20 protein-coding genes and 1 pseudogene are annotated in these 19,077 nt (G+C 61.4%); 12 read left to right on the forward strand and 9 right to left on the reverse strand.

Features of this window, described 5'->3' with window-relative positions; genetic code table 11:
- The first annotated feature begins 11 nt into the window (after positions 1 to 11).
- Positions 12 to 1,160 carry a succinyldiaminopimelate transaminase gene (gene dapC / locus ACTAQJ_RS00080; protein ID WP_498699904.1) on the forward strand — a complete coding sequence of 383 codons (1,149 nt, stop codon included), beginning with the start codon at positions 12 to 14 and terminating at the stop codon, positions 1,158 to 1,160.
- Between the two features lie 232 nt (positions 1,161 to 1,392).
- A complete protein-coding gene (locus ACTAQJ_RS00085; protein WP_224088206.1) occupies positions 1,393 to 2,676 on the forward strand; it encodes a citrate synthase in 1,284 nt (427 codons plus the stop codon).
- A gap of 150 nt (positions 2,677 to 2,826) precedes the next feature.
- On the opposite strand, the gene galE is transcribed toward ACTAQJ_RS00085, so the two are convergent.
- Entirely contained in the window at positions 2,827 to 3,843 is a 1,017-nt protein-coding gene (galE, locus tag ACTAQJ_RS00090; RefSeq protein WP_498699906.1) for a UDP-glucose 4-epimerase GalE, read from the reverse strand.
- Between the two features lie 80 nt (positions 3,844 to 3,923).
- Here galE and ACTAQJ_RS00095 point away from each other — a divergent pair, with 80 nt between their 5' ends.
- Both ACTAQJ_RS00095 and ACTAQJ_RS00100 read left to right on the forward strand, forming a co-directional pair.
- Positions 3,924 to 4,550: a TetR/AcrR family transcriptional regulator gene (locus tag ACTAQJ_RS00095; RefSeq protein WP_498699907.1), complete on the forward strand. Its 627-nt coding sequence runs from the start codon at positions 3,924 to 3,926 to the stop codon at positions 4,548 to 4,550.
- A 136-nt stretch (positions 4,551 to 4,686) separates the two neighbouring features.
- On the forward strand, positions 4,687 to 5,298 hold the full coding sequence (locus ACTAQJ_RS00100; RefSeq protein WP_431115826.1) for a hypothetical protein: 612 nt from the start codon (positions 4,687 to 4,689) through the stop codon (positions 5,296 to 5,298).
- A gap of 29 nt (positions 5,299 to 5,327) precedes the next feature.
- Here the strand turns inward: ACTAQJ_RS00100 and ACTAQJ_RS00105 are convergent, their stop codons facing one another.
- Complete coding sequence (locus ACTAQJ_RS00105; protein ID WP_498699909.1) at positions 5,328 to 6,170, reverse strand: hypothetical protein; 843 nt, start codon at positions 6,168 to 6,170, stop codon at positions 5,328 to 5,330.
- A gap of 13 nt (positions 6,171 to 6,183) precedes the next feature.
- Positions 6,184 to 7,198: pseudogene (gene dapD / locus ACTAQJ_RS00110) on the reverse strand (2,3,4,5-tetrahydropyridine-2,6-dicarboxylate N-succinyltransferase).
- A gap of 106 nt (positions 7,199 to 7,304) precedes the next feature.
- Between dapD and dapE the strand changes: the two are divergent.
- Positions 7,305 to 8,429, forward strand: coding sequence for a succinyl-diaminopimelate desuccinylase (gene dapE / locus ACTAQJ_RS00115; RefSeq protein ID WP_431115823.1), 1,125 nt, complete (start codon positions 7,305 to 7,307; stop codon positions 8,427 to 8,429).
- A gap of 84 nt (positions 8,430 to 8,513) precedes the next feature.
- On the opposite strand, the gene ACTAQJ_RS00120 is transcribed toward dapE, so the two are convergent.
- The 4 genes from ACTAQJ_RS00120 to ACTAQJ_RS00135 form a co-directional block, all read right to left on the reverse strand.
- Positions 8,514 to 9,377: an amino acid ABC transporter permease gene (locus ACTAQJ_RS00120; protein WP_431115822.1), complete on the reverse strand. Its 864-nt coding sequence runs from the start codon at positions 9,375 to 9,377 to the stop codon at positions 8,514 to 8,516.
- Positions 9,374 to 10,024, reverse strand: coding sequence for an amino acid ABC transporter permease (locus ACTAQJ_RS00125; protein ID WP_431115820.1), 651 nt, complete (start codon positions 10,022 to 10,024; stop codon positions 9,374 to 9,376). The genes ACTAQJ_RS00120 and ACTAQJ_RS00125 overlap by 4 nt, the downstream gene beginning before the upstream one ends.
- 95 nt (positions 10,025 to 10,119) lie before the next feature.
- Complete coding sequence (locus ACTAQJ_RS00130; protein WP_431115819.1) at positions 10,120 to 11,001, reverse strand: glutamate ABC transporter substrate-binding protein; 882 nt, start codon at positions 10,999 to 11,001, stop codon at positions 10,120 to 10,122.
- Between the two features lie 76 nt (positions 11,002 to 11,077).
- The gene (locus ACTAQJ_RS00135; RefSeq protein ID WP_216924118.1) at positions 11,078 to 11,833 is read right to left on the reverse strand and encodes an amino acid ABC transporter ATP-binding protein; all 756 of its coding nucleotides are present in this window, start codon (positions 11,831 to 11,833) and stop codon (positions 11,078 to 11,080) included.
- 163 nt (positions 11,834 to 11,996) lie between these two features.
- Here ACTAQJ_RS00135 and ACTAQJ_RS00140 point away from each other — a divergent pair, with 163 nt between their 5' ends.
- The 4 genes from ACTAQJ_RS00140 (at position 11,997) to ACTAQJ_RS00155 (ending at position 14,864) form a co-directional block, all read left to right on the forward strand.
- The gene (locus tag ACTAQJ_RS00140) at positions 11,997 to 12,836 is read left to right on the forward strand and encodes an LOG family protein (RefSeq protein ID WP_498699914.1); all 840 of its coding nucleotides are present in this window, start codon (positions 11,997 to 11,999) and stop codon (positions 12,834 to 12,836) included.
- An 18-nt stretch (positions 12,837 to 12,854) separates the two neighbouring features.
- Positions 12,855 to 13,196, forward strand: coding sequence for a DivIVA domain-containing protein (locus ACTAQJ_RS00145; protein WP_498699915.1), 342 nt, complete (start codon positions 12,855 to 12,857; stop codon positions 13,194 to 13,196).
- A gap of 80 nt (positions 13,197 to 13,276) precedes the next feature.
- Positions 13,277 to 14,467 carry a putative hexosyltransferase gene (locus ACTAQJ_RS00150; RefSeq protein WP_498702251.1) on the forward strand — a complete coding sequence of 397 codons (1,191 nt, stop codon included), beginning with the start codon at positions 13,277 to 13,279 and terminating at the stop codon, positions 14,465 to 14,467.
- 229 nt (positions 14,468 to 14,696) lie between these two features.
- On the forward strand, positions 14,697 to 14,864 hold the full coding sequence (locus tag ACTAQJ_RS00155) for a DUF3117 domain-containing protein (RefSeq protein ID WP_064721643.1): 168 nt from the start codon (positions 14,697 to 14,699) through the stop codon (positions 14,862 to 14,864).
- Positions 14,865 to 14,987: 123 nt separating this feature from the next.
- Here the strand turns inward: ACTAQJ_RS00155 and ACTAQJ_RS00160 are convergent, their stop codons facing one another.
- Positions 14,988 to 15,620: an O-methyltransferase gene (locus ACTAQJ_RS00160; RefSeq protein WP_223946472.1), complete on the reverse strand. Its 633-nt coding sequence runs from the start codon at positions 15,618 to 15,620 to the stop codon at positions 14,988 to 14,990.
- A 236-nt stretch (positions 15,621 to 15,856) separates the two neighbouring features.
- On the opposite strand from ACTAQJ_RS00160, the gene sigE reads away from it, so the two are divergent.
- The 3 genes from sigE to ACTAQJ_RS00175 are packed head-to-tail and all read left to right on the forward strand — an operon-like array spanning position 15,857 to position 17,904.
- Positions 15,857 to 16,480 (forward strand): RNA polymerase sigma factor SigE, encoded by a 624-nt coding sequence (sigE, locus tag ACTAQJ_RS00165; RefSeq protein ID WP_431115816.1) that lies wholly within the window; start codon positions 15,857 to 15,859, stop codon positions 16,478 to 16,480.
- A 7-nt stretch (positions 16,481 to 16,487) separates the two neighbouring features.
- The gene (locus ACTAQJ_RS00170; protein WP_498699918.1) at positions 16,488 to 17,474 is read left to right on the forward strand and encodes a hypothetical protein; all 987 of its coding nucleotides are present in this window, start codon (positions 16,488 to 16,490) and stop codon (positions 17,472 to 17,474) included.
- 31 nt (positions 17,475 to 17,505) lie between these two features.
- Entirely contained in the window at positions 17,506 to 17,904 is a 399-nt protein-coding gene (locus tag ACTAQJ_RS00175) for a twin-arginine translocase TatA/TatE family subunit (RefSeq protein WP_224088194.1), read from the forward strand.
- Between the two features lie 43 nt (positions 17,905 to 17,947).
- On the opposite strand, the gene ACTAQJ_RS00180 is transcribed toward ACTAQJ_RS00175, so the two are convergent.
- Complete coding sequence (locus ACTAQJ_RS00180; protein ID WP_498699920.1) at positions 17,948 to 19,075, reverse strand: Mrp/NBP35 family ATP-binding protein; 1,128 nt, start codon at positions 19,073 to 19,075, stop codon at positions 17,948 to 17,950.
- Positions 19,076 to 19,077: the final 2 nt, after the last annotated feature.

Here is a 19,077-nt window from a genome sequence, read left to right on the forward strand (position 1 = left end):
CGGTTGCTTCCTTGATTTCCGCGGCACCGGCCTTTGGCCTTAACCTGCCCGACTACCCGTGGGAGGCCATGGCACCGTATGTGGCCACAGCCGCCAAGCACCCCGGAGGCGCAGTTAACCTGTCCATCGGAACGCCGGTTGACCCCACTCCTGTGCTGATCCGCGACGCGCTGGCTGCGGCGTCGGATGCCCACGGCTACCCAACTGTGCATGGTACCGAAGCCTTGAGGCAGGCTGTCGTGGACTGGTTCGCCGCCCGCCGCGGAGTCCTCAACCTGGATCCAAGGGACGTTATGCCCACCGTGGGCTCCAAGGAGCTCGTCGCCTGGTTGCCCTTCTTGCTTGGCCTTGGCACTGGCGACGTCGTGGTGAGGCCTACGGTGGCCTACCCCACGTACGATATCGGCGCGATGCTGGCAGGAGCTACCGCCGTAGCGGCGGATAGCCTGGACGAACTGGATGCGGCCACTCGGGCAAGGGTTCGCTTGGTTTGGATCAATTCGCCGGGAAATCCCACAGGCAGTGTCCGGAGCGTTGAATCCCTACAGCAGATCGTCAGTCAGGCGCGGGAAATCGGCGCCGTAGTGGCCTCCGACGAATGCTACGCCGAACTTGGCTGGGGCGAGTGGGATGTCCAGCGTGGTGGAGAAGCTGTCCCGAGCATCCTGGACCCACGGGTTTCCGGTGGTTCCACGGATGGCCTGCTTTGCGTCTATTCCCTGAGTAAACAGTCCAATCTCGCTGGCTATCGAGCCGCTTTCGTGGCTGGTGACTCCGCGATTATGGCCAACCTTGTCAACAGCCGGAAGCATGCAGGAATGATAGTGCCCTATCCGGTGCAGGAGGCGATGCGCGTCGCCTTGGGCGATTCGGGCCACGTACTTGCCCAAAAGGATCTGTACCGCGGGCGTCGGGAGAGGATCGTTCCGGCTCTTGAGAAGTTCGGATTGCAGATTCATGACTCCAACGCAGGCCTTTATCTATGGTCTACGGCCGGTGAAGCTACGTGGGACACGGTGGCCCGTTTTGCAGACCTGGGGATCGTCGTAGGTCCCGGTGTCTTTTACGGCGATGCCGGCAACGGCTTCATCCGGGTGGCACTTACCGGCAGCGATGAACGCATTGACGCAGCCGTGGAGAGGTTAAGCGCAAGCTCATAACAATGCTGTGACTTGTGCCACAAGTCGCGTCATTCCGCCAGTAACCGGACGGAACGGATTAGTTCCGGAGGGTTACTGGCGGTAGCTTTTTAACTGACTATCAATGGTGGCCTTCAATAAGAAAGCACTGCGGTCGTTGGAGCCCTGCAACAGTGGGGCCGAAGACGACGCCACCAGAAGTTGGTTGGACAAGCGTTCTATAGAGGCCCAGAGGCCTCATGAAGGGGACTCCATGACTGAGACCACCAGCGCGACACTGCGCCATGCCGGCGGCGAACTTGAACTGCCGCGCATCCAGGTTGTAGAAGGAAACGAAGGTTATGACGTTTCCAAGCTGCTGAAGCAGACGGGCGCCGTTGCCTATGACCCCGGCTTCATGAACACAGCGGCCACCACCTCTGCCATCACGTACATCGACGGCGACGCAGGCATCCTGCGCTACCGCGGGTACCCGATCGAGCAACTCGCCCAGCACTCGAGCTTCCTTGAAGTTTCCTACCTGCTGATCTATGGCAACCTTCCCACCCCCACGGAGCTGGAAGCCTTCGATCAGCGCATCCGCCACCACACGCTCCTGCACGAGGAACTGAAGGGCTTCTTCGGCGGATTCCCGCGCGATGCCCACCCCATGCCGGTGCTTTCCTCGGCCGTTTCGGCGTTGTCCACGTTCTACCAGGACTCGCTGGATCCCTTTAACGCGGAGCACGTGGAAGTTTCCACCATCCGCCTCATGGCCAAGCTGCCCGTTATTGCCGCTTACGCCCATAAGAAGTCCATCGGCCAGCCGATGCTCTACCCGGACAACTCCATGAACCTGGTGGAAAACTTCCTGCGGCTGAGCTTCGGCCTCCCGGCCGAGCAGTACGAGCTGGACCCCGTTGTGGTTAAGGCGCTGGACCTGCTGCTCATCCTGCACGCTGACCACGAGCAGAACTGTTCCACCTCTACCGTGCGCTTGGTGGGTTCTTCCAACGCGAACCTCTTCGCTTCGGTATCCGCCGGTATCAACGCCCTCTTCGGCCCCGCCCACGGCGGCGCCAATGAGGCCGTGCTGAAGATGCTGCGCCAGATCCAGGCCGAGGGCATCAAGCCCGAGGACTACATGGAGAAGGTCAAGAACAAAGAAGACGGCGTCCGCCTCATGGGCTTCGGTCACCGTGTCTACAAGAACTACGATCCCCGTGCCAAGATCATCAAGGCAACGGCCCACGAGGTCCTCGGCAAGCTCGGCGGCAACGACGAACTGCTGGACATCGCCATGCGCCTTGAAGAGAAGGCCCTGGCGGATGACTACTTCATCCAGCGCAAGCTGTACCCGAACGTGGACTTCTACACCGGCCTGATCTACAAGGCGATGGGTTTCCCGGAGAAGATGTTCACCGTCCTCTTCGCCATTGGCCGCCTCCCGGGCTGGATTGCCCAGTGGCGCGAAATGATCAACGATCCCCAGACCAAGATCGGCCGCCCGCGGCAGCTCTACACAGGGGAGCCGGAGCGCAACTACCCGGCCAACTGATACGTCAACAGCGTCAATCACGACGGCGGCCGCCCAACTCGCGCGAGGTGGGCGGCCGCCGTCGTTGGTTCAGTCGGCAATAAAGCAACGCGGGGTCACTTCGGGCCCATAAAGCACGCCGACATGGGCCTTAAGTGACCCCGCGTTGCTTTAGGAAGCGTTGTACCCGTACGGGTTGTTCTTCTGCCAGCGCCAGTGGTCCTCGCACATCTGGTCCACGGTCTTCGTGGTGGACCATCCGAGGTCTGCGAGGGCGGACGAAGCGTCGGCCCAGAAAGCTGGGAGGTCGCCAGCGCGCCGGCCCGTGATTTCGTAGGGAAGCTCGTGTCCGACGGCCTTTTCGAAGGACCGCAGTACCTCGAGCACGGAAGATCCCTTGCCGGACCCCAGGTTCCAGCGGCGGACTCCCGCGCGGTCAGCGATGAAGTTCAATGCCGCTACGTGACCTTCAGCGAGATCCACGACGTGGATGTAGTCGCGCTGGGCTGTTCCATCAGGGGTGTCATAGTCGCCACCGAAGACCATGAGCTTCTCGCGGCGTCCTACGGCAACCTGTGCGATGAACGGAACGAGGTTGTTGGGAATGCCCTGGGGGTCCTCGCCGATGCGTCCGGACGGGTGCGCGCCGACCGGGTTGAAGTAGCGCAGCAGTGCGATATGCCAGCGATCGTCCGCGTTGCCCAGGTCCGAGAGGATGTCCTCGATCTGTTCCTTGGTGCGGCCGTACGGGTTGTTGGCACCGATTTCCATCTTCTCGATGTACGGGATGGGATTGTGCTCGCCGTATACGGTTGCGGAGGAGCTGAACACGATGGAGCGGACGTTGTGCTTGTCCATGGCCCGGAGCAGGTTCAGCGTGCCCACGATGTTGTTGTAGTAGTACGCCAGTGGCTCCTGAACGGATTCGCCTACGGCCTTGAGTCCTGCGAAGTGGATCACGGCGTCGATCTGGTGCTGGTCGAACACGTCCTCGACGGCGGGCTCGTCCACCAGGTCAACCTTGTGGAAGGCTGCAGTCTTGCCAGTGAGCTCGGAAACCCTGCGCAGGGACTCTTCGCTGGAGTTCACGAGGTTATCGAGCACGACGACGTCATGGCCGGCTTCCTGAAGGGACAGAACGGTGTGCGAACCGATGTAGCCGGTGCCACCCGTGACAAGAATTTTCATGATGTCTACGCTATCGGAAATCGGAGCCACGCCGCTCAGTGTTGAGCGGTGTTGAAGCACGTTCGTGCTAAAAAATACTGGTGCCCAAAATTGTTGATGCCGAGGCCCGGCGCCAGGAAGTTGTCCAAGCTGTCTTCAGGATCATCGCAAGCGACGGTTTGGAGCGGGCATCCCTTCGTGAAGTAGCTGATGAAGCCGGGCTGGCCGTAGGCTCCGTGCGGCACTATTTTGCCAGCAGCGACGAGCTTCTCGTGTTCTCCTTCGCCTCGGTCATCGACCGTATCAGCGGCCGGCTCGAGTCAGCTTTGTTTGCCGTTGAAGGCGAAACCCCGGGCAGCGCCGGGCAGCACGCCGCAGTGTTGAACCTCCTGGGCCAGTTCCTTCCCTTGGACGAAGAACTCGCTGTGGACGCCTGCGTTTGGATGGCCTTCCGCCACGCTGCGCGAATCAGACCCGTCCTGGCTGCCGAGGCCGAACGCAGTCACCGCGTGGTCGCTGCCATCGTGGGACGCCTCATCATCCTGTTGAGCCCCGGCGAAGCCGCCGCCCCGCAAAGCCTTGTCACAGAGGCTGAACGGCTCCTGGCCACCATGGACGGCCTTTGCATGCACGCGCTGCTCCAGCCCGAATGGATGACTGCCGAGATGTGCAGTGACGTCCTCACGGCCCATCTCGCGGCTTTCGCTCCGGTGCCGGCTGCACTATAGACTGTCGCCGCCTGCCCTAAGGACCCCGCACGACGACCATGTGCCGCCAGCAAGCAGTGCCTCCAGCACCGTTACCGTAGCAAGCCAACGGGAATAGACTGGGACATGTCGGGAACCTGCCAAGGGAGGAATTCGGATGCATGAGTCAGGCGGCCCGGGATGGCGCATCACCATGGACACGTCCGGGCCGATGCTCATCGCCCTGTACTTGCGCGACGTAGCTGGACTCGACGGTGCCGGAAAACCGTTGCTGTCGCACGCTGCTCCCAAGGTCCGCCATGCCGATCATAGCCACCTCACCTCGGATGTGGGTGGGATCCATGCCCTCAAAACCGAGTGGGAGGCCTGGTGGGAGAAGCTCGTGAAGACCTATCCCAACCCGGCACTTGAGCTCGCGCCGCCCAGTTTCAAGGCCTTCGGCAATTCCCCTGCCCTCCAGCGTGTCCTGCAGGCACACTTTGGCTCAGCTTTGGGATGGGCAACGGACAGGATCGATGAATACGCGAAGATCGAGGCAGAGCGCGAAGCCAATGGGGTTACGGGAGTCCTGAACGAGATGGTGGAGGACAGGCTCCTGGAAGTCGGCCGGAGCTCGCGGGACTTTGATCTCACCATCATAGAGTTGCCGCTCAACGAACCCCGCGCCTGGTACTTGGAGCCCAGCACCATGATCATGAGCCACAAGCTGCTGTCCGAGCCCGACGTCTTCCGCAGTTATGTCCAACCTGTGGTGGAGATACTTGCCTAAGCAGCGGCTTGCACAAGCTGCACACAAATTCAGGTAGTCGGTGCCGAGACGGTGATGGTCACTGATTCAGACGGTGCGGCCGAAGCAATCCATCCGTCGCGTTTTTCCCTGTTCCACGTCTGACCGCCAACATCCACTTGCGTGATGGAGAGGGACTTGGCATTGGCCACTGCCCAATGGGCAACTGCCCAGGCCTGCGTACCAGTGATATCCAGCTGAACCGAGCGGCCCTGGACTGTCGCGGGCTGGGGGCCGAACGCCGTCGTGAGTTCCTCTACGACGGCGGCAGGGTCACCGGCCGCTTCAGGCATGCGCAGTTCACAGGTCAGCGCGGATTCGGAATGACCGGTGAGGGCGGAAGCGAAGGCGCGTCCCATGTTCTCGTGCTGGGCGTATGCCCGGGGGAACGCGGAGCGCTGGACCTGCTGGGCTGCCTGGGTAATTTCCATGGTCTCGTAACCGGGAATTTTGATGAGGCCGTTATAGAAGGCGTTCGTCGCATAGACGGGGTTCATGACCTGTGCCTCGGTTCCCCAGCCTTGCGATGGCCTCTGTTGGAACAACCCCCGCGAATCAGGTCCTGCATCGTCGCCGTAATTGATGTTCCGTAGCTTGGATTCCTGCATCGCGGTGGCGAGGGCGATGCTTGCAGCCCTTGGTGGAAGTCCGCGGTGGACGGAGATAGCCGTGATGAGCGAGGCGTTGGCCGCTTGGTCGGTGGCCAACTCGTAGCTTTCGGACCCCATGGCGGCGACGCAGCGCTCCGAGACCAGGGTCTCGGAGCGCTGCAGTATGGCAACTATCGCGTAGATAGCACCGGCCACGAGGGCCAGCGCAAGCACCGCAACGATGGCGCGGCGGAACCGGCGCATTGCTTGTCTTCTGCTAGTTGGCGTGGAGTGCCTCGTTCAACTCCACGGTCTGGCCCTTGCGGGGCAGGACTTCCACGCCACCGGTGGTGGAGTTGCGGCGGAACAGCAGGTTGGGAACACCGGAAAGCTCGACCGCCTTGATGATCTTGCTGGTGTCTTCGCCGTTTTCGTCCTTGGGACCGGGCACGCGAACGCGGGTGCCGGCGGTGACGTAGAGGCCGGCTTCCACCACCGAATCGTCGCCGATGCTGATGCCGACGCCGGAGTTTGCACCAAGCAGTACCCGCTCGCCCAAGGCAATCTTTTCCTTGCCGCCGCCGGAGAGCGTGCCCATGATGGAGGCACCGCCGCCGACGTCCGTGCCGTCACCGGCCACGACTCCAGCGGAGATGCGGCCTTCCACCATGGACGTGCCGAGGGTTCCGGCGTTGAAGTTCACGAAGCCTTCATGCATCACCGTGGTGCCCTCGGCCAGGTGCGCACCCAGACGGACGCGGTCGGCGTCGGCGATCCGCACACCTGTGGGAACCACGTAGTCAACCATGCGCGGGAACTTGTCCACGCCGTAAACCACCACGTTGCCGCGCTTACGTAGGCGCGCACGCGTCATTTCAAAACCCTCGACGGCGGCTGGGCCGAAGTTGCGTCCATACGACGTTGGGGAGCTTACCGAAGACGCCATCCAGGTTGATGCTGTTGGGCTTGACCAGACGGTGCGAAAGGAGGTGTAGACGCAGGTAAGCATCGGCGGTGTCGGCCGGGGCGGCGTCGAGGTCGATCTGTGCGAAGACCACTTTTTGCTCCGTGCCGCGATCGGCGTCTTTGCCGTCGTCAGCCAGGGCAGTGAGCGCGGGATCGGCATTGTCAACGTCGCGAAGGGTTTCAGCGGCTACACCCAGGGCCGGTGCCGGGTACCAGACATCCAGCACGGTTGCTTCCCCGGAAGGCGAGGTGGCGATGGTGGCGAGGCCGAATCCGTAGGCTGATCGGTGGTTTGCGGGCACAGCAGAGGAAGCAGTTTCAGTCATGGCCCCAGTGTATCGATCGCCCGTGGCACGGCTGAAACCCGTCTCACCCGGGCAGGTCGCATTTGTTGCCCGAAACACAGCTGCCCGGGGAGTTAAGGGTGGAGTGGTGACCCTTAACCCTGCCCCCGCCCTACTGGACCTGCGCCAGGACGTTGCCTTGCTGACAGCCGCGCTCATCGATATCAACAGTGTCTCGGGCAACGAGACCCTGCTCGCCGATCTCGTCGAGGCGGCCCTGCGCGCCATCCCCGAATACACCGTGGTGCGCGACGGCGACGCCATCATTGCACGCACTGAACTTGGCCGCGCCGAGCGCGTCATCCTCGCTGGACACCTGGACACTGTTCCGCTGCCCACGGTGGAAGGCTCGCTGGGCACCGTTCCGGCAACGTGGGAGTCGGGCATTCCGGGGGAGGGTGTGCTTTATGGGCGGGGGACTACCGACATGAAGGGCGGCGTTGCCGTGCAGCTCGCACTCGCGGCGACCCTGTTCGACGACGGCAGCGAGCCGGACAAGGATGTCACCTTTGTCTTCTACGACCACGAGGAAGTGGAGGCCGTTAAGAGCGGCCTGGGCAGGCTGGTCCGCAACCATGGTGACCTGCTCCTGGGGGACTTCGCCATTCTTCTTGAGCCCACACACGGCACAGTTGAAGGGGGCTGCAATGGAACCAGCCGGTTCGAAGCGACCACCATCGGTGAAGCGGCCCACTCGGCCCGCGCGTGGATGGGCAGCAACGCGATCCACGCGGCGGCACCAATCCTCGCCCGCCTCGCAGCGTACGAGCCCCGGACGATTAATGTGGACGGCCTCGATTACCGTGAGAGCCTCAACGCGGTCAGGATCAACGGCGGCACCGCTGGCAACGTCATCCCGGACCGTTGCGTGGTAGAGATCAACTATCGCTTCGCTCCGGACAAGACCCCGGACCAGGCCGAGGCCCACGTGCGGGAGCTCCTGGAGGGATTCGACGTCGTCCGCACGGACGCTGCTGCCGGCGCCCGGCCCGGACTGAACCACCCTGCGGCTGCGTCCTTCGTGGCCGCAGTCGGCGCGGAACCAAAGCCCAAATACGGGTGGACCGACGTCGCGCGTTTCAGTGAGTTGGGCATCCCGGCCGTGAACTTTGGACCCGGCGATCCGTTGCTGGCGCACAAGGACAATGAACACGTCGACGCCGATGCCGTCCGTGAGTGCCTTCGTGCACTCCGGACGTGGCTGGTTCGCTAAACACTAAAAGCATATAAAGAGAAGGTCCGCAGCCGAATGAACAGCTGCGGACCTTCTTTCATGACTAAAGGAATGTTCCCGGCACTACTTCGTTTCAGGTCCGGGGACGTTGACCTCGAGGTCGACGGTCTTGATGGCCGAAGCCATGCCGCCTGCGGCCTTTTTGGAGCCTCGCCTTTCGATCCAGATCGCAAGCCGGGAAACCGACAAGTTGATCAGGATGTAGATCGCAGCGCCAACGAAGAAAGCGGAGAACAACAGGCTGGGCTCCAGGTCTGAGATCAGCTTCACCTTACGCAGCAGTTCCTCGTAGGCCACGATGTAGCCAAGCGAGGTGTCCTTCAGGAGGACGACCAACTGTGCAATGAGTGACGGGAGCATGCGGCGGATTGCCTGGGGAAACTCGATGCTCATCCTGGACTGGAAGCTGCGCAGGCCGATGGCCAAACCGGCTTCGCGTTGTCCCTTGGGCAGTGACTGAATACCTGCCCTCAGAATTTCGGCGAAGATCGCTGCGTTGTACAGGACCAGGCCACTGACCACAGCAGTGAAGGGGGTCGTAGCAAACACCAGGAGCACGAAGAGGATCATGAGCACCACTGGCATGCCGCGGAGGAACTCAAGCACCACCTGTGTGGGAACGCGAATCCAGGAGATCAGGGAAATACGGAGTAGGCACAGTGCCACCCCCAGGGGAAAGGCAATGACAGCTGCGACGCCGGCAGCCTGCAGGGTGGCAAGGACGCCATAGCCGAGCTGCGTCCAAACGTCCTTGGCAGATTCGTTAACAAAGACTTCCCAACGGGAGGCGTTGAATATGCCCTGCGAAGACAGGATGACAATGGCTCCCACCACGCCACCGGCAATGATGATGGATCCGACAACTGAACCAATGAGGGAAACGCGGCGGGCCTTGGGGCCTGGTACGTCATAGAGAACCGAAGTCATCGGGCAATCGCCACCTTTTTCTCGACGAAGTGGGCCAACAAGCCCAGAGGCACGGTGATCAGCAGGTAGAAGAATGCAACACCAATCAAGATCCACATGACCGCATCACCATGGCTGTTTGACAGCTGCAGGCCATAGCCGAAGAGCTCCAGGACAAAGAAGGCACCCGCGACGGATGAGTTCTTGACCAAGGCAATCATGATGTTGATCAATGGGGGTATGACGGTCCGAACAGCCTGTGGCAGGACCACCAGGCCCAAAACCTGCGTGAATGTCATGCCGATACTGCGGGCTGCCTCGGCTTGCCCCACCGGGACGCTGTTGACGCCGGATCGAACGGCTTCGGCAACAAATGCTGCCGTGTAGCTGCTCAACGCGATGATGGCGGCCACTTCAAATTGTTCGAACTTGACGCCGAGCCGGGGAAGCACGATTGCTGAGAAAAAGAAAATAATTGTGAGTGGGGTGTTTCTGGCGACTTCAACATAGAACGTGCTGAAGCCCCGTAAGGCTGCCACGGGCGAGACACGCATTGCGGCGAGGAGAGTACCTGCTGTCAGTGCGATTACGCCGGATACGACGGCTAGAAACAGGGTTCGGAGAAATCCGTCCCAATATTGGGGGAGGCTTTCGAAGATGGCGTCCATTGGCTTCCTTCGGCTGCTGCGGAAAGGTAGGGAGTCCTCAAGGTCGGTGGCTGCCGCCCTTCCCCAAGGGGAGGGCGGCAGCCACCGGCTTCCGACTAGTAGCGGTCGATCTTGGGCAGCTCAGGAGCGGTCTTGATGACCTTTCCTGCTGTTGCTTCCCAAGCCTTCTTGTACGTGCCGTCCTTGGCGAATCCCTCCAACTGGTCATTGATCCAGTTGCGGAAGACCGTGTCATCCTTCTTCAGGCCGATGCCGTACGGCTCTTTGGTGAACGTTTGGTCCGAGGCGAGCTTGAAGGCCTCCGGTTCCTTGTCAACGTAACCAGCGAGGATCACGTTGTCCGTGGTGACGGCGACAACCTGCTTGTTGCGCAATGGCTCAAGGCAAGCGGTGTAGTTTGCGGCCGGGACCAGTTCGGCACCGTACTTTTCGACGATGGTCTTAGCCGGGGTGGAACCCGTAACAGAGCAGACCTTCTTGCCCTTGACGTCCTCGGGTTTGGTGATGGAGTTGTCGTCCTTGTTCACCAACAGAGCCTGGCCGGCTTCGTAGTACGGACCTGCGAATGCGACCTTCTGCTTGCGGGCATCGTTGATCGTGTAGGTGGCAATGACGATGTCAACGCGACCCTGCTCGATGAACGGTTCACGGTTGGCGGAAACAGTTTCCACCCATTCGATCTTGTCAGGTTCAATGCCGAGCTTGGCGGCGATGGCCTTGCCGATTTCGACGTCGAAGCCGACAGGCTTGCCGTCCAGGCCCTTCTGGCCGAACAGCGGCTGGTCAAACTTGGTACCAATAGTGATCTTCTTGGCCTGGTTCAACTTCGCCATCGTGGTGCCTGCCTCGAAGCTCGCCGAGGCAACAGGCGGAGTGGTGGTGCCACTGCCTCCACCGCAAGCGCTCAGCGAGAGGGCCAGTGCAGCCGAAGCGGCCACCAGGAGAGATTTCCTCCGGGTAATAAAAGCCTTCTTCATGACATTCCTTTCATTGGTTGGCCGGTGTACGGCCTGGGTGCGGTCCGTGCGGGCCTGGATGCGGGTCAGCAGGGAGCTAGTGGGTCAGAAGCTTGGACAGGAAGTCCTTGGCGCGGTTGCTCTGCGGATTGGTGAAGAATTCCTCGGGTGTTGAATCTTCCACGATCTGGCCATCGGCCATGAACACGACGCGGTCGGCTGCCTTGCGGGCAAAGCCCATCTCGTGGGTGACCACGATCATGGTCATGCCTTCTTTTGCCAGCTGGATCATGACGTCCAGGACCTCGTTGATCATTTCGGGGTCCAGGGCCGAGGTGGGCTCGTCGAACAGCATCACCTTCGGCTTCATGGCAAGCGCGCGGGCAATGGCCACACGCTGTTGCTGGCCACCGGAGAGCTGCGCGGGGAGCTTGGGAGCCTGGTGGCCGACGCCGACACGTTCCAGGAGGGCCATGGCCTCCCTTTCCGCGGTGCCTTTGGCAACGCCCTTCACCTTGATCGGTCCCAGCGTGACGTTCTCAAGGATCGTCTTGTGGGCGAACAGGTTGAAGGACTGGAAGACCATTCCGACGTCGGCACGCAGGTGGGCGAGTTCCTTGCCTTCTTCCGGGAGCTTCTTCCCGTCGATCGCGATGTCGCCGTCGTCGATCGTTTCCAAACGGTTGATGGCACGGCACAACGTGGACTTTCCGGAGCCGGACGGCCCGATGACCACGACGACTTCACCCTTCCGAACCTGGAGGTTGATGTCTTTGAGGACGTGCAATTGACCGTAGTGTTTGTTGACGCTGTTCAGGGAGACGAGCGCATCGCCGGACACTTGAGTAGTCATAGGACGAATCTAGCGAACAAAGACACAATTATGACCACGGTCACGGCAAGTTCCTCCAGATCGTGACTGAACAGAAACCTGCCCTCCAGCGATATACCAGACTGCAATGCAAGAACCGCGTCGTAGCGTCTTCGCTTGCATTCATCCGCGCTAGCCTTGGGCAATGAGCATTAGCCAGCACCCGATTCCCAGCCCGGACGCGAATGGCCACGTCACGGGCGTCCACGTGCCCCTGCCTTCGGAGATTGCACCGGCCAAGCACAAGGGCCCTTTGGAACTGCGACGCAAACAGGCGGACAAGGGAATGTCCGATCAGCATTTGCTGGACACGAGCGGTGCCGGACAGTTCATCCACACCGATCCCTGGCGCGTCCTGAGGATTCAGAGCGAATTCGTTGAGGGCTTCGGGGCATTGGCCGATATTGGTCCGGCAGTCAGTGTTTTCGGTTCAGCCCGTACCAAACCGGGAACCGAGTACTACGAGATGGCAGTCGATGTAGGGCGCAAGCTCGCCGAAGCCGGAGTTGCCGTGATCACCGGCGGCGGCCCGGGCTCCATGGAAGCCGCCAACAAGGGTGCTGTGGAGGGCAATGGCGTATCTGTCGGGCTGGGCATTGAGTTGCCGTTCGAGCAGGGCCTGAACCAATGGGTGGACCTGGGCATCAACTTCCGGTACTTCTTCGCCCGCAAGACCATGTTCGTGAAATACGCCCAAGGATTCGTCGTCTTGCCCGGCGGGCTTGGAACCCTGGATGAGCTCTTCGAGGCAATGGTCCTGGTACAGACACGCAAGGTGACATCGTTCCCGATCGTGCTATTGGGTGTCCGCTTCTGGGGTCCAATGATTGAGTGGATCCGGGACACTTTGGTTGCTGAAGGGATGGTGTCCGAAAAGGACCTGGACCTGATCCAACTGGTGGATGATCCTGCCGATGCCGTCCACCGCGTGTTGCATGGTGCCCCGCTTCCAGCCACCACCAATGGAAACCAGCGCCCGGAGTAGGCGGCTGTTTCTGGCACGATGGTGGCTGTGAGCTTTTTCCTGGTGTTTGTCGCGATTGTCCTCATTGGTGCCGCTTTGTATTTTGGGGCCGGCATCATCCGTGGCGGCTCCGTGGGAGCTGGCCTGGATGACTCCCTGCCCAACTTGCCTCCGGTGCTGCTCCCGGAGAAGGCTGCAGCCACAGACGTCGACGCCGTGCGCTTTGCACTGGGCCTCCGCGGTTACCGCATGGACCAGGTGGACCAGGTCCTTGATGAGCTGCGGGACCAACTGGTAGCCAAGGACCGTGAGATCGAGAGACTCAGCGTGTTGGTCCAATCAAAGCTTGAGGATGGCGACACCAAGCGGACCACACAGTGAGCACACGCGCGCCTGCCCGTTTTGGCGGGGAGGGACCCACTGCGCGCCTTTCGCGGGGCATCTCCGACGCGGGGGTCCGGATGGCACAATGGCCGTGGTGGCTGCAGGTTTCCTTGGTTTTTGTCGTGGCCAGGGTGGTCAGTGCCTGCATCTTCATGGCGGCTGCCGTTCATCAAGGAGTGAATCCATGGTTCCCGCCCGCGCCGGACTACTGGAACTTCATCACCATCTGGGACGGGCGCTGGTATTCGCAGGCTGCGGACAACGGCTACCCCTCCGTGCTCCCGGTGGATGCCAACGGGGTAGTCAAGGAGAACGCCTGGGCCTTTTATGCCTTGTTCCCGTTCCTGGGGCGGGGACTCTCTGCCATTACGGGCCTGGGCACTCTGCAGTCCCTCACCGCCATAGCCATGGTTGCCGGCCTCGGTGCTGCCTTGGTGATCTTCAAACTGTTCAGGGAAGCGGCCAGCCGGCGCACCGCGATGTGGGGCGTCATCTTCGTGTCCGCATTCCCGGTGTCGCCAATTCTCCAGGTGCCCTATGCAGAATCCTTGAACCTCCTGCTGTTGTCCGGCTCACTGCTCCTGGTGGTCCGGCGACGCTACCTGGCAGCCATACCGGTAGTGCTGTTGATGTGTTTGTCCAGACCCACAGGAGTCCCCTTCGCTGCCACGCTGGGCCTCCTCCTGGTTTGGCGGCTCTGGCAGCGTTTCAGGCCGGCAACCCCGGATGAGGAGCCACAGGCCAAGTCTTCGTCCACGCCGGAACTGCTGTCCCTGGGGGCCTTGGTGCTCGCCACCGGACTCGGAGCCCTGGCATGGCCCGCCATCGCTTGGGCAGTCACGGGGGATCCCAGCGCCTACACGCGTACGGAAACTGCCTGGCGCGGACATGACCTGGTGCCCTTCAAACCCTGGTTCGATACCGGAAGGATGCTGTTCGGTCCGGTTCTTGGCGTGCTTGCGCCCTTCGTTTTCGTCGGCTTGTTCGTCCTGCTGATGGTTTCAAAGCCTGTCCGGGCACTGGGAGCGGAAATGCGCCTTTGGTGCGCCTGCTACATGGGCTATTTGCTGGTGTTCCTGCATCCCCAAACCAGTACTTTCCGGATGCTCCTTCCTCTTTTCCCGCTGGCCCTCGGGGCAGCGCTGCTGTCCAAGTCCAAGGCGTACAGGGGAACCGTCGTCGTCATGTTTGTCCTCCTCCAGATCGTCTGGGTGGTGTGGCTTTGGGCGTGGGCGCCATTGCCCGGAGGCGGTGACTATCCGCCATAACCCGACTGTCCGCCGTCGGGAAGTGTCTTTGTTCCGTGTCGGGGTAATTAGTCCATTGATTCGCTACGGACGGGTAAGTACGGGATAATGGAATACGAGCAAGGACAAAAGCACCTAAAAGTGCCCGGCCAAGGCGGCCTCCCAAGCGGTGCCGCCGGCTGCAATTGCGAAGCGGATCCAGCCCGGCCGGGTTGGGCGTGACTTGGGACAAATGGAGGGGATTTTCCTAATGGCGGCTATGAAACCACGTACTGGCGACGGCCCTATGGAAGTAACCAAAGAGGGACGCAGCCTGATCATGCGTGTGCCGCTCGAAGGCGGAGGACGGCTTGTAGTCGAGCTCAATGCCGCGGAGGCGGAGAACCTCAAGGAATGCCTTGTAGGCGTTACCGAATAGATTCATAGGCAGGCTGGATTCAAAAGACCAGGGCCCGGCGAGAGCCGGAGCCCTGCTTTTGTTTAAGCAGCAGCGTCTTTCTTGGGTGCCGTTCCTTAAGAATGTCCGCTAAATGGCAATTGCCTATTTTTTGACAGCCACCAGAAGTCCGTCACCGGTGGGAAGCATCGCAGAGGCCAGGCGGTCGTCGTCGCGAATGGATTTGCCAACTTGCCGGAGAACCACAGTGGTGGAGTCGCGGGCTGCCGGATTTGAGACGCGGTCCTTATCCAGGGCGTCGTTGATCACCAGGGTGCCGCCGGTCTTGAGCAACCGGACAGCCTGTTCAACGTAGCGGGGGAAGTTCGGCTTGTCGGCGTCGATGAAGACAAGGTCATAGGCGGAGTCCGTGAGGCGTGGGAGAACGTCGGCGGCCCTGCCGGAGATGGTCCGGGTGCGGTTGGCCGGGCTGCCGGATTCGAGAAAGGCTTCGCGGGCGGCCTTGAGGTGTTCGACATCGACGTCGATGGTGGTCAGGACAGCTTGCGGACCCAGACCGCGCAAAAGACAAACACCTGAGACGCCCGCGCCTGAACCAACCTCAACTACTGTCTGTGCCTTTGATGCTGCGGCAAGGACGGTCAACACCGCGCCAACGCCGGGGCTGATGGGCTTAACGCCCAGCTCGAAGGACCTCTCCCGGGCGCGCAACAAGACGTCATCCTCAGCAGGCAGATCTTCTGCATAGGACCAGCTGGTTGACTTGTCGGCACTCATGAAGGGTTCGCTTTCCGCGCGTAGGGGTGTCTCTACCAGCCTACTGTGTCCGGTGCCGCAAACCCCGTGTTCGCAGCCGTCCCGGGATTGTGTCTGCGGCAGGATTTCGCCTTGCGTGGAAATTGTGCCTTAGTCAGGAAATTCCCAGAAAAACTTGGGATGATATTGATCCGGTCATCCACGTGGTGGGCGGCACCGGACAAGTACGGTGAACCACAGTTTGAGGGGAGTGGACGATGCCGGCATCGCATGCTGTGCCAGTCCAGACATCGGAGAGCCTTGAGGCCGTTACGGACTGGGTCATGCCCAGCTGGGAGGACGTGGTCGCCAACCACTCCGCCAAGGTGTACCGCCTTGCCTACCGCCTGACCGGAAATAAGTTCGACGCCGAGGACCTCACCCAGGAGGTGTTCGTCAGGGTTTTCCGTTCGCTGGAAAACTTCAAGCCGGGAACCCTGGATGGGTGGCTGCACCGTATTACCACCAACCTTTTCCTGGACCAGGCACGTCGTAAGAGCCGAATCCGCTTTGACGCCCTTGCCGAGGACGCCGAGTCACGCCTGCCGGGCCGTGAGCCAGGCCCAGAGCAGAGCTTCGAGCACAACAACCTGGACCTTGATGTTCAGCGTGCGTTGGAAGAATTGCCACCGGATTTCAGGGCTGCCGTTGTTCTGTGCGATCTTGAAGGATTGTCTTACGACGAAGTGGCGGAGGCTCTGGGCGTGAAGCTGGGCACGGTCAGATCTCGTATCCACCGTGGCCGCACTATGCTCCGGGAGAAGCTCGCCCACCGTGACCCCCGCCCGGCTGACGCCCGCAAGCCCCGCCTGAAGATGCCTCGCATCGCCAGCATTCTTTAGGTAGTCGATGCCTCGACGCCACATCCGTCCGGGTGCCCTGTCACGTCGCAAACTGGCTGCACGTTACAAACTGGTTGCCCTGCGCCACACCCGGAACCCTGAGCACTTACGGCATTGCCCGGAGTGCCGTGCTGCCCTGAACAGGGAGCGGCAGTATCTTGAACGGCTTCGCGGAGCAGCGGTGCCCGAAGCCAGCCAGGACCTGACGGCGCGTTTGCTCCAGCACACACAACGACTCGCGAATGAGCCGGCTCCGCCGGTCGCAAATTGGCGGACCGGGCGTGGTGCGATCAAGCGTGGTGCGACCATGGGTGGTGCGTGGCGGGCCCTCCGGATCGCCGGCGTAGCCGCGGGCACTCTCACGGTAAGTGCAGCTGCACTGGGCCTTGCCGCATATGCGGTGGCAGGAGATACCGCGCCGCAAGCAAGCATCCGTGCAGGCAACCACGCCTCAGCCCTTTCCAGTGCATTGACCGGCGGCCCCGCGGAACTAATGATGACGCCGGAATTCGTGGCGACGCCGGACTTCCGCCTCACCACACCCGTGGATTTGAGCTCCGAGCAGTTGGATGCCCTGCGGGGCCAGGGATGGGCATGTCCTGAACTTGGTGCTATAGGCTTCCACGTGGTCTCAGCCAAGGCCACCATGCACAACGGTCACCCGGCAGTAGAACTCCAGCTGGAAAGCAACGGCCATTACGCCACTGTTGTGGAAGAGCACCTGCAGGCTTCAGACATCGCCGTTACTGGACGCCCGGCATCGGCGCAACTCTCTCTCACGCAGGGGACGCCGTGGGAGGCTGTATACCGGACCTCCGCGGCAGTCTTCAGCTACTCATCGGACCTGCCGGCTGATGTAGCCGACGACGCCGTTCCAGAGTTGGTTCGTGCAGGCGACTCCATGATCAGTACGAAAGCTCCGCAAGCCTCCGAGACGTGGTCCGAACGGATGATCCGCGGCCTCCGGACACTGCTCCGTCCCGCTGGTTTATGACCGGCACCACAGACAAGGTAATCTTCGTAGCGTGCTTGGAATCAACGGCCCGGAGTTCATACTCCTTCTGATTATCGGCGTACTCGTCATCGGTCCCAGCCGTTTGCCCGAATACACTCAAAAGCTCGCCAACCTGGTGAAGGAAGTCCGCCGGATGGCCTCTGGCGCACGTGAGCAGATCAAGGAAGAAGTCGGCATCGACATCGATGAGGTCGACTGGAAGAAGTACGATCCCCGCCAGTACGACCCACGGCGCATCATCAAGGATGCGTTGCTTGACGATGATTCCAAGCCCGTCAACGCCGGAGCGCCCGCCGCGGCGGCGACAGTTGCGGCCGCAGCAGTGGATACGAAGCCGAAGGCTCCGGCCCGCATTATTGAGCGCCTCGCCGAGGGCGAGGCCGCGCCTTTCGATACTGAAGCTACCTAACCTTCCAAGGCCCTTTCGGAAACGACTTCGGAAGCCCAGGCGTTTAGCGCGGCTGGATTCCCAGCGGCATGCCGGATAATCCCCGCGGACGCGTTGCCAACATCCCGGCAATGCCTTCCAACGCTTTCGCAGCAGCAGTTTCGCTCGCGGCAAGGACTACAGGCTTTCCGGCATCCCCGCCCTCACGCAACCGGATGTCCAAGGGAATCTGGCCGAGAAGAGGCACATCGCTGCCCACGGCAGCACTCAAACGCTCAGCAAGGATGGCACCGCCGCCACTTCCGAACAATTCCATGCGACCGCCGTCGGGCATTTCCAGGAAGGACATGTTCTCGATGACGCCGGCAACCTTCTGGCCGGTTTGGGTTGCGATGGTTCCGGCGCGTTCGGCGACGTCCGCAGCGGCAGCCTGTGGGGTGGTTACCACGAGGATTTCGGCGTTCGGGAGGAGCTGGGCCACGGATATTGCGATGTCGCCTGTTCCGGGCGGAAGGTCCAGGAAAAGGGCATCGAGGTCACCGAAGTAGACATCCGTGAGGAACTGCTCCAAAGCGCGGTGGAGCATGGGACCACGCCACGCCACGGGCTGGTTTCCCGCAACGAACATGCCAATGGATATGACCTTCACCCCGTAGGCCACAGGAGGCAGGATCATGTCATCCACCTGCGTCGGTTTCTGCGTGATGCCCATGAGCCCTGGGACGGAGAAGCCGTGCACGTCGGCGTCCACGATACCCACGCGCAGGCCCTGGGCGGCCAAGGCACAGGCAAGGTTGACCGTGACGGAAGACTTACCCACGCCGCCTTTTCCACTCGCCACGGCGTAGACCTTCGTCAAGGACCCGGGCTTGGCGAAGGGGATGCCCCGCTGACCGCCGGGACCGCGCAGTTGTTCCTTCAGGGCCTCGCGCTGGGCGGGGGTCATGACCTTCAGCTCCACGTCAACACCAGTGACGCCTGCGATGCCTGACAAAGCAGTGGTCGCGTCCGCCGTAATGGTGTCGCGGAGTGGGCAACCGGCGATCGTGAGCAGCACTGCTACATGGACGTTGCCGTCGTCGTTGGCCGACACCGACTCCACCATGCCAAGTTCGGTGATCGGACGCCGCAACTCGGGGTCAATGACGGTTGCCAGGGCAGCGTGAAGTGCCTCGGCCGATGGGGTGGTCATGG

The sequence above is a fragment of the Arthrobacter sp. alpha11c genome, assembly GCF_054149985.1.

Coding starts and splice junctions, on each gene's coding strand:
- ACTAQJ_RS00100 (WP_431115826.1), top strand. CDS start 4,687: ATGCATGAGTCAGGCGGCCCGGGATGGCGCATCACCATGGACACGTCC.
- ACTAQJ_RS00180 (WP_498699920.1), bottom strand. CDS start 19,075: ATGACCACCCCATCGGCCGAGGCACTTCACGCTGCCCTGGCAACCGTC.
- ACTAQJ_RS00155 (WP_064721643.1), top strand. CDS start 14,697: ATGGCGGCTATGAAACCACGTACTGGCGACGGCCCTATGGAAGTAACC.
- ACTAQJ_RS00085 (WP_224088206.1), top strand. CDS start 1,393: ATGACTGAGACCACCAGCGCGACACTGCGCCATGCCGGCGGCGAACTT.
- ACTAQJ_RS00120 (WP_431115822.1), bottom strand. CDS start 9,377: ATGACTTCGGTTCTCTATGACGTACCAGGCCCCAAGGCCCGCCGCGTT.
- ACTAQJ_RS00140 (WP_498699914.1), top strand. CDS start 11,997: ATGAGCATTAGCCAGCACCCGATTCCCAGCCCGGACGCGAATGGCCAC.
- ACTAQJ_RS00135 (WP_216924118.1), bottom strand. CDS start 11,833: ATGACTACTCAAGTGTCCGGCGATGCGCTCGTCTCCCTGAACAGCGTC.
- ACTAQJ_RS00130 (WP_431115819.1), bottom strand. CDS start 11,001: ATGAAGAAGGCTTTTATTACCCGGAGGAAATCTCTCCTGGTGGCCGCT.
- ACTAQJ_RS00145 (WP_498699915.1), top strand. CDS start 12,855: ATGGTGGCTGTGAGCTTTTTCCTGGTGTTTGTCGCGATTGTCCTCATT.
- galE (WP_498699906.1), bottom strand. CDS start 3,843: ATGAAAATTCTTGTCACGGGTGGCACCGGCTACATCGGTTCGCACACC.
- ACTAQJ_RS00125 (WP_431115820.1), bottom strand. CDS start 10,024: ATGGACGCCATCTTCGAAAGCCTCCCCCAATATTGGGACGGATTTCTC.
- ACTAQJ_RS00160 (WP_223946472.1), bottom strand. CDS start 15,620: ATGAGTGCCGACAAGTCAACCAGCTGGTCCTATGCAGAAGATCTGCCT.
- sigE (WP_431115816.1), top strand. CDS start 15,857: ATGCCGGCATCGCATGCTGTGCCAGTCCAGACATCGGAGAGCCTTGAG.
- ACTAQJ_RS00170 (WP_498699918.1), top strand. CDS start 16,488: ATGCCTCGACGCCACATCCGTCCGGGTGCCCTGTCACGTCGCAAACTG.
- ACTAQJ_RS00105 (WP_498699909.1), bottom strand. CDS start 6,170: ATGCGCCGGTTCCGCCGCGCCATCGTTGCGGTGCTTGCGCTGGCCCTC.
- ACTAQJ_RS00150 (WP_498702251.1), top strand. CDS start 13,277: ATGGCACAATGGCCGTGGTGGCTGCAGGTTTCCTTGGTTTTTGTCGTG.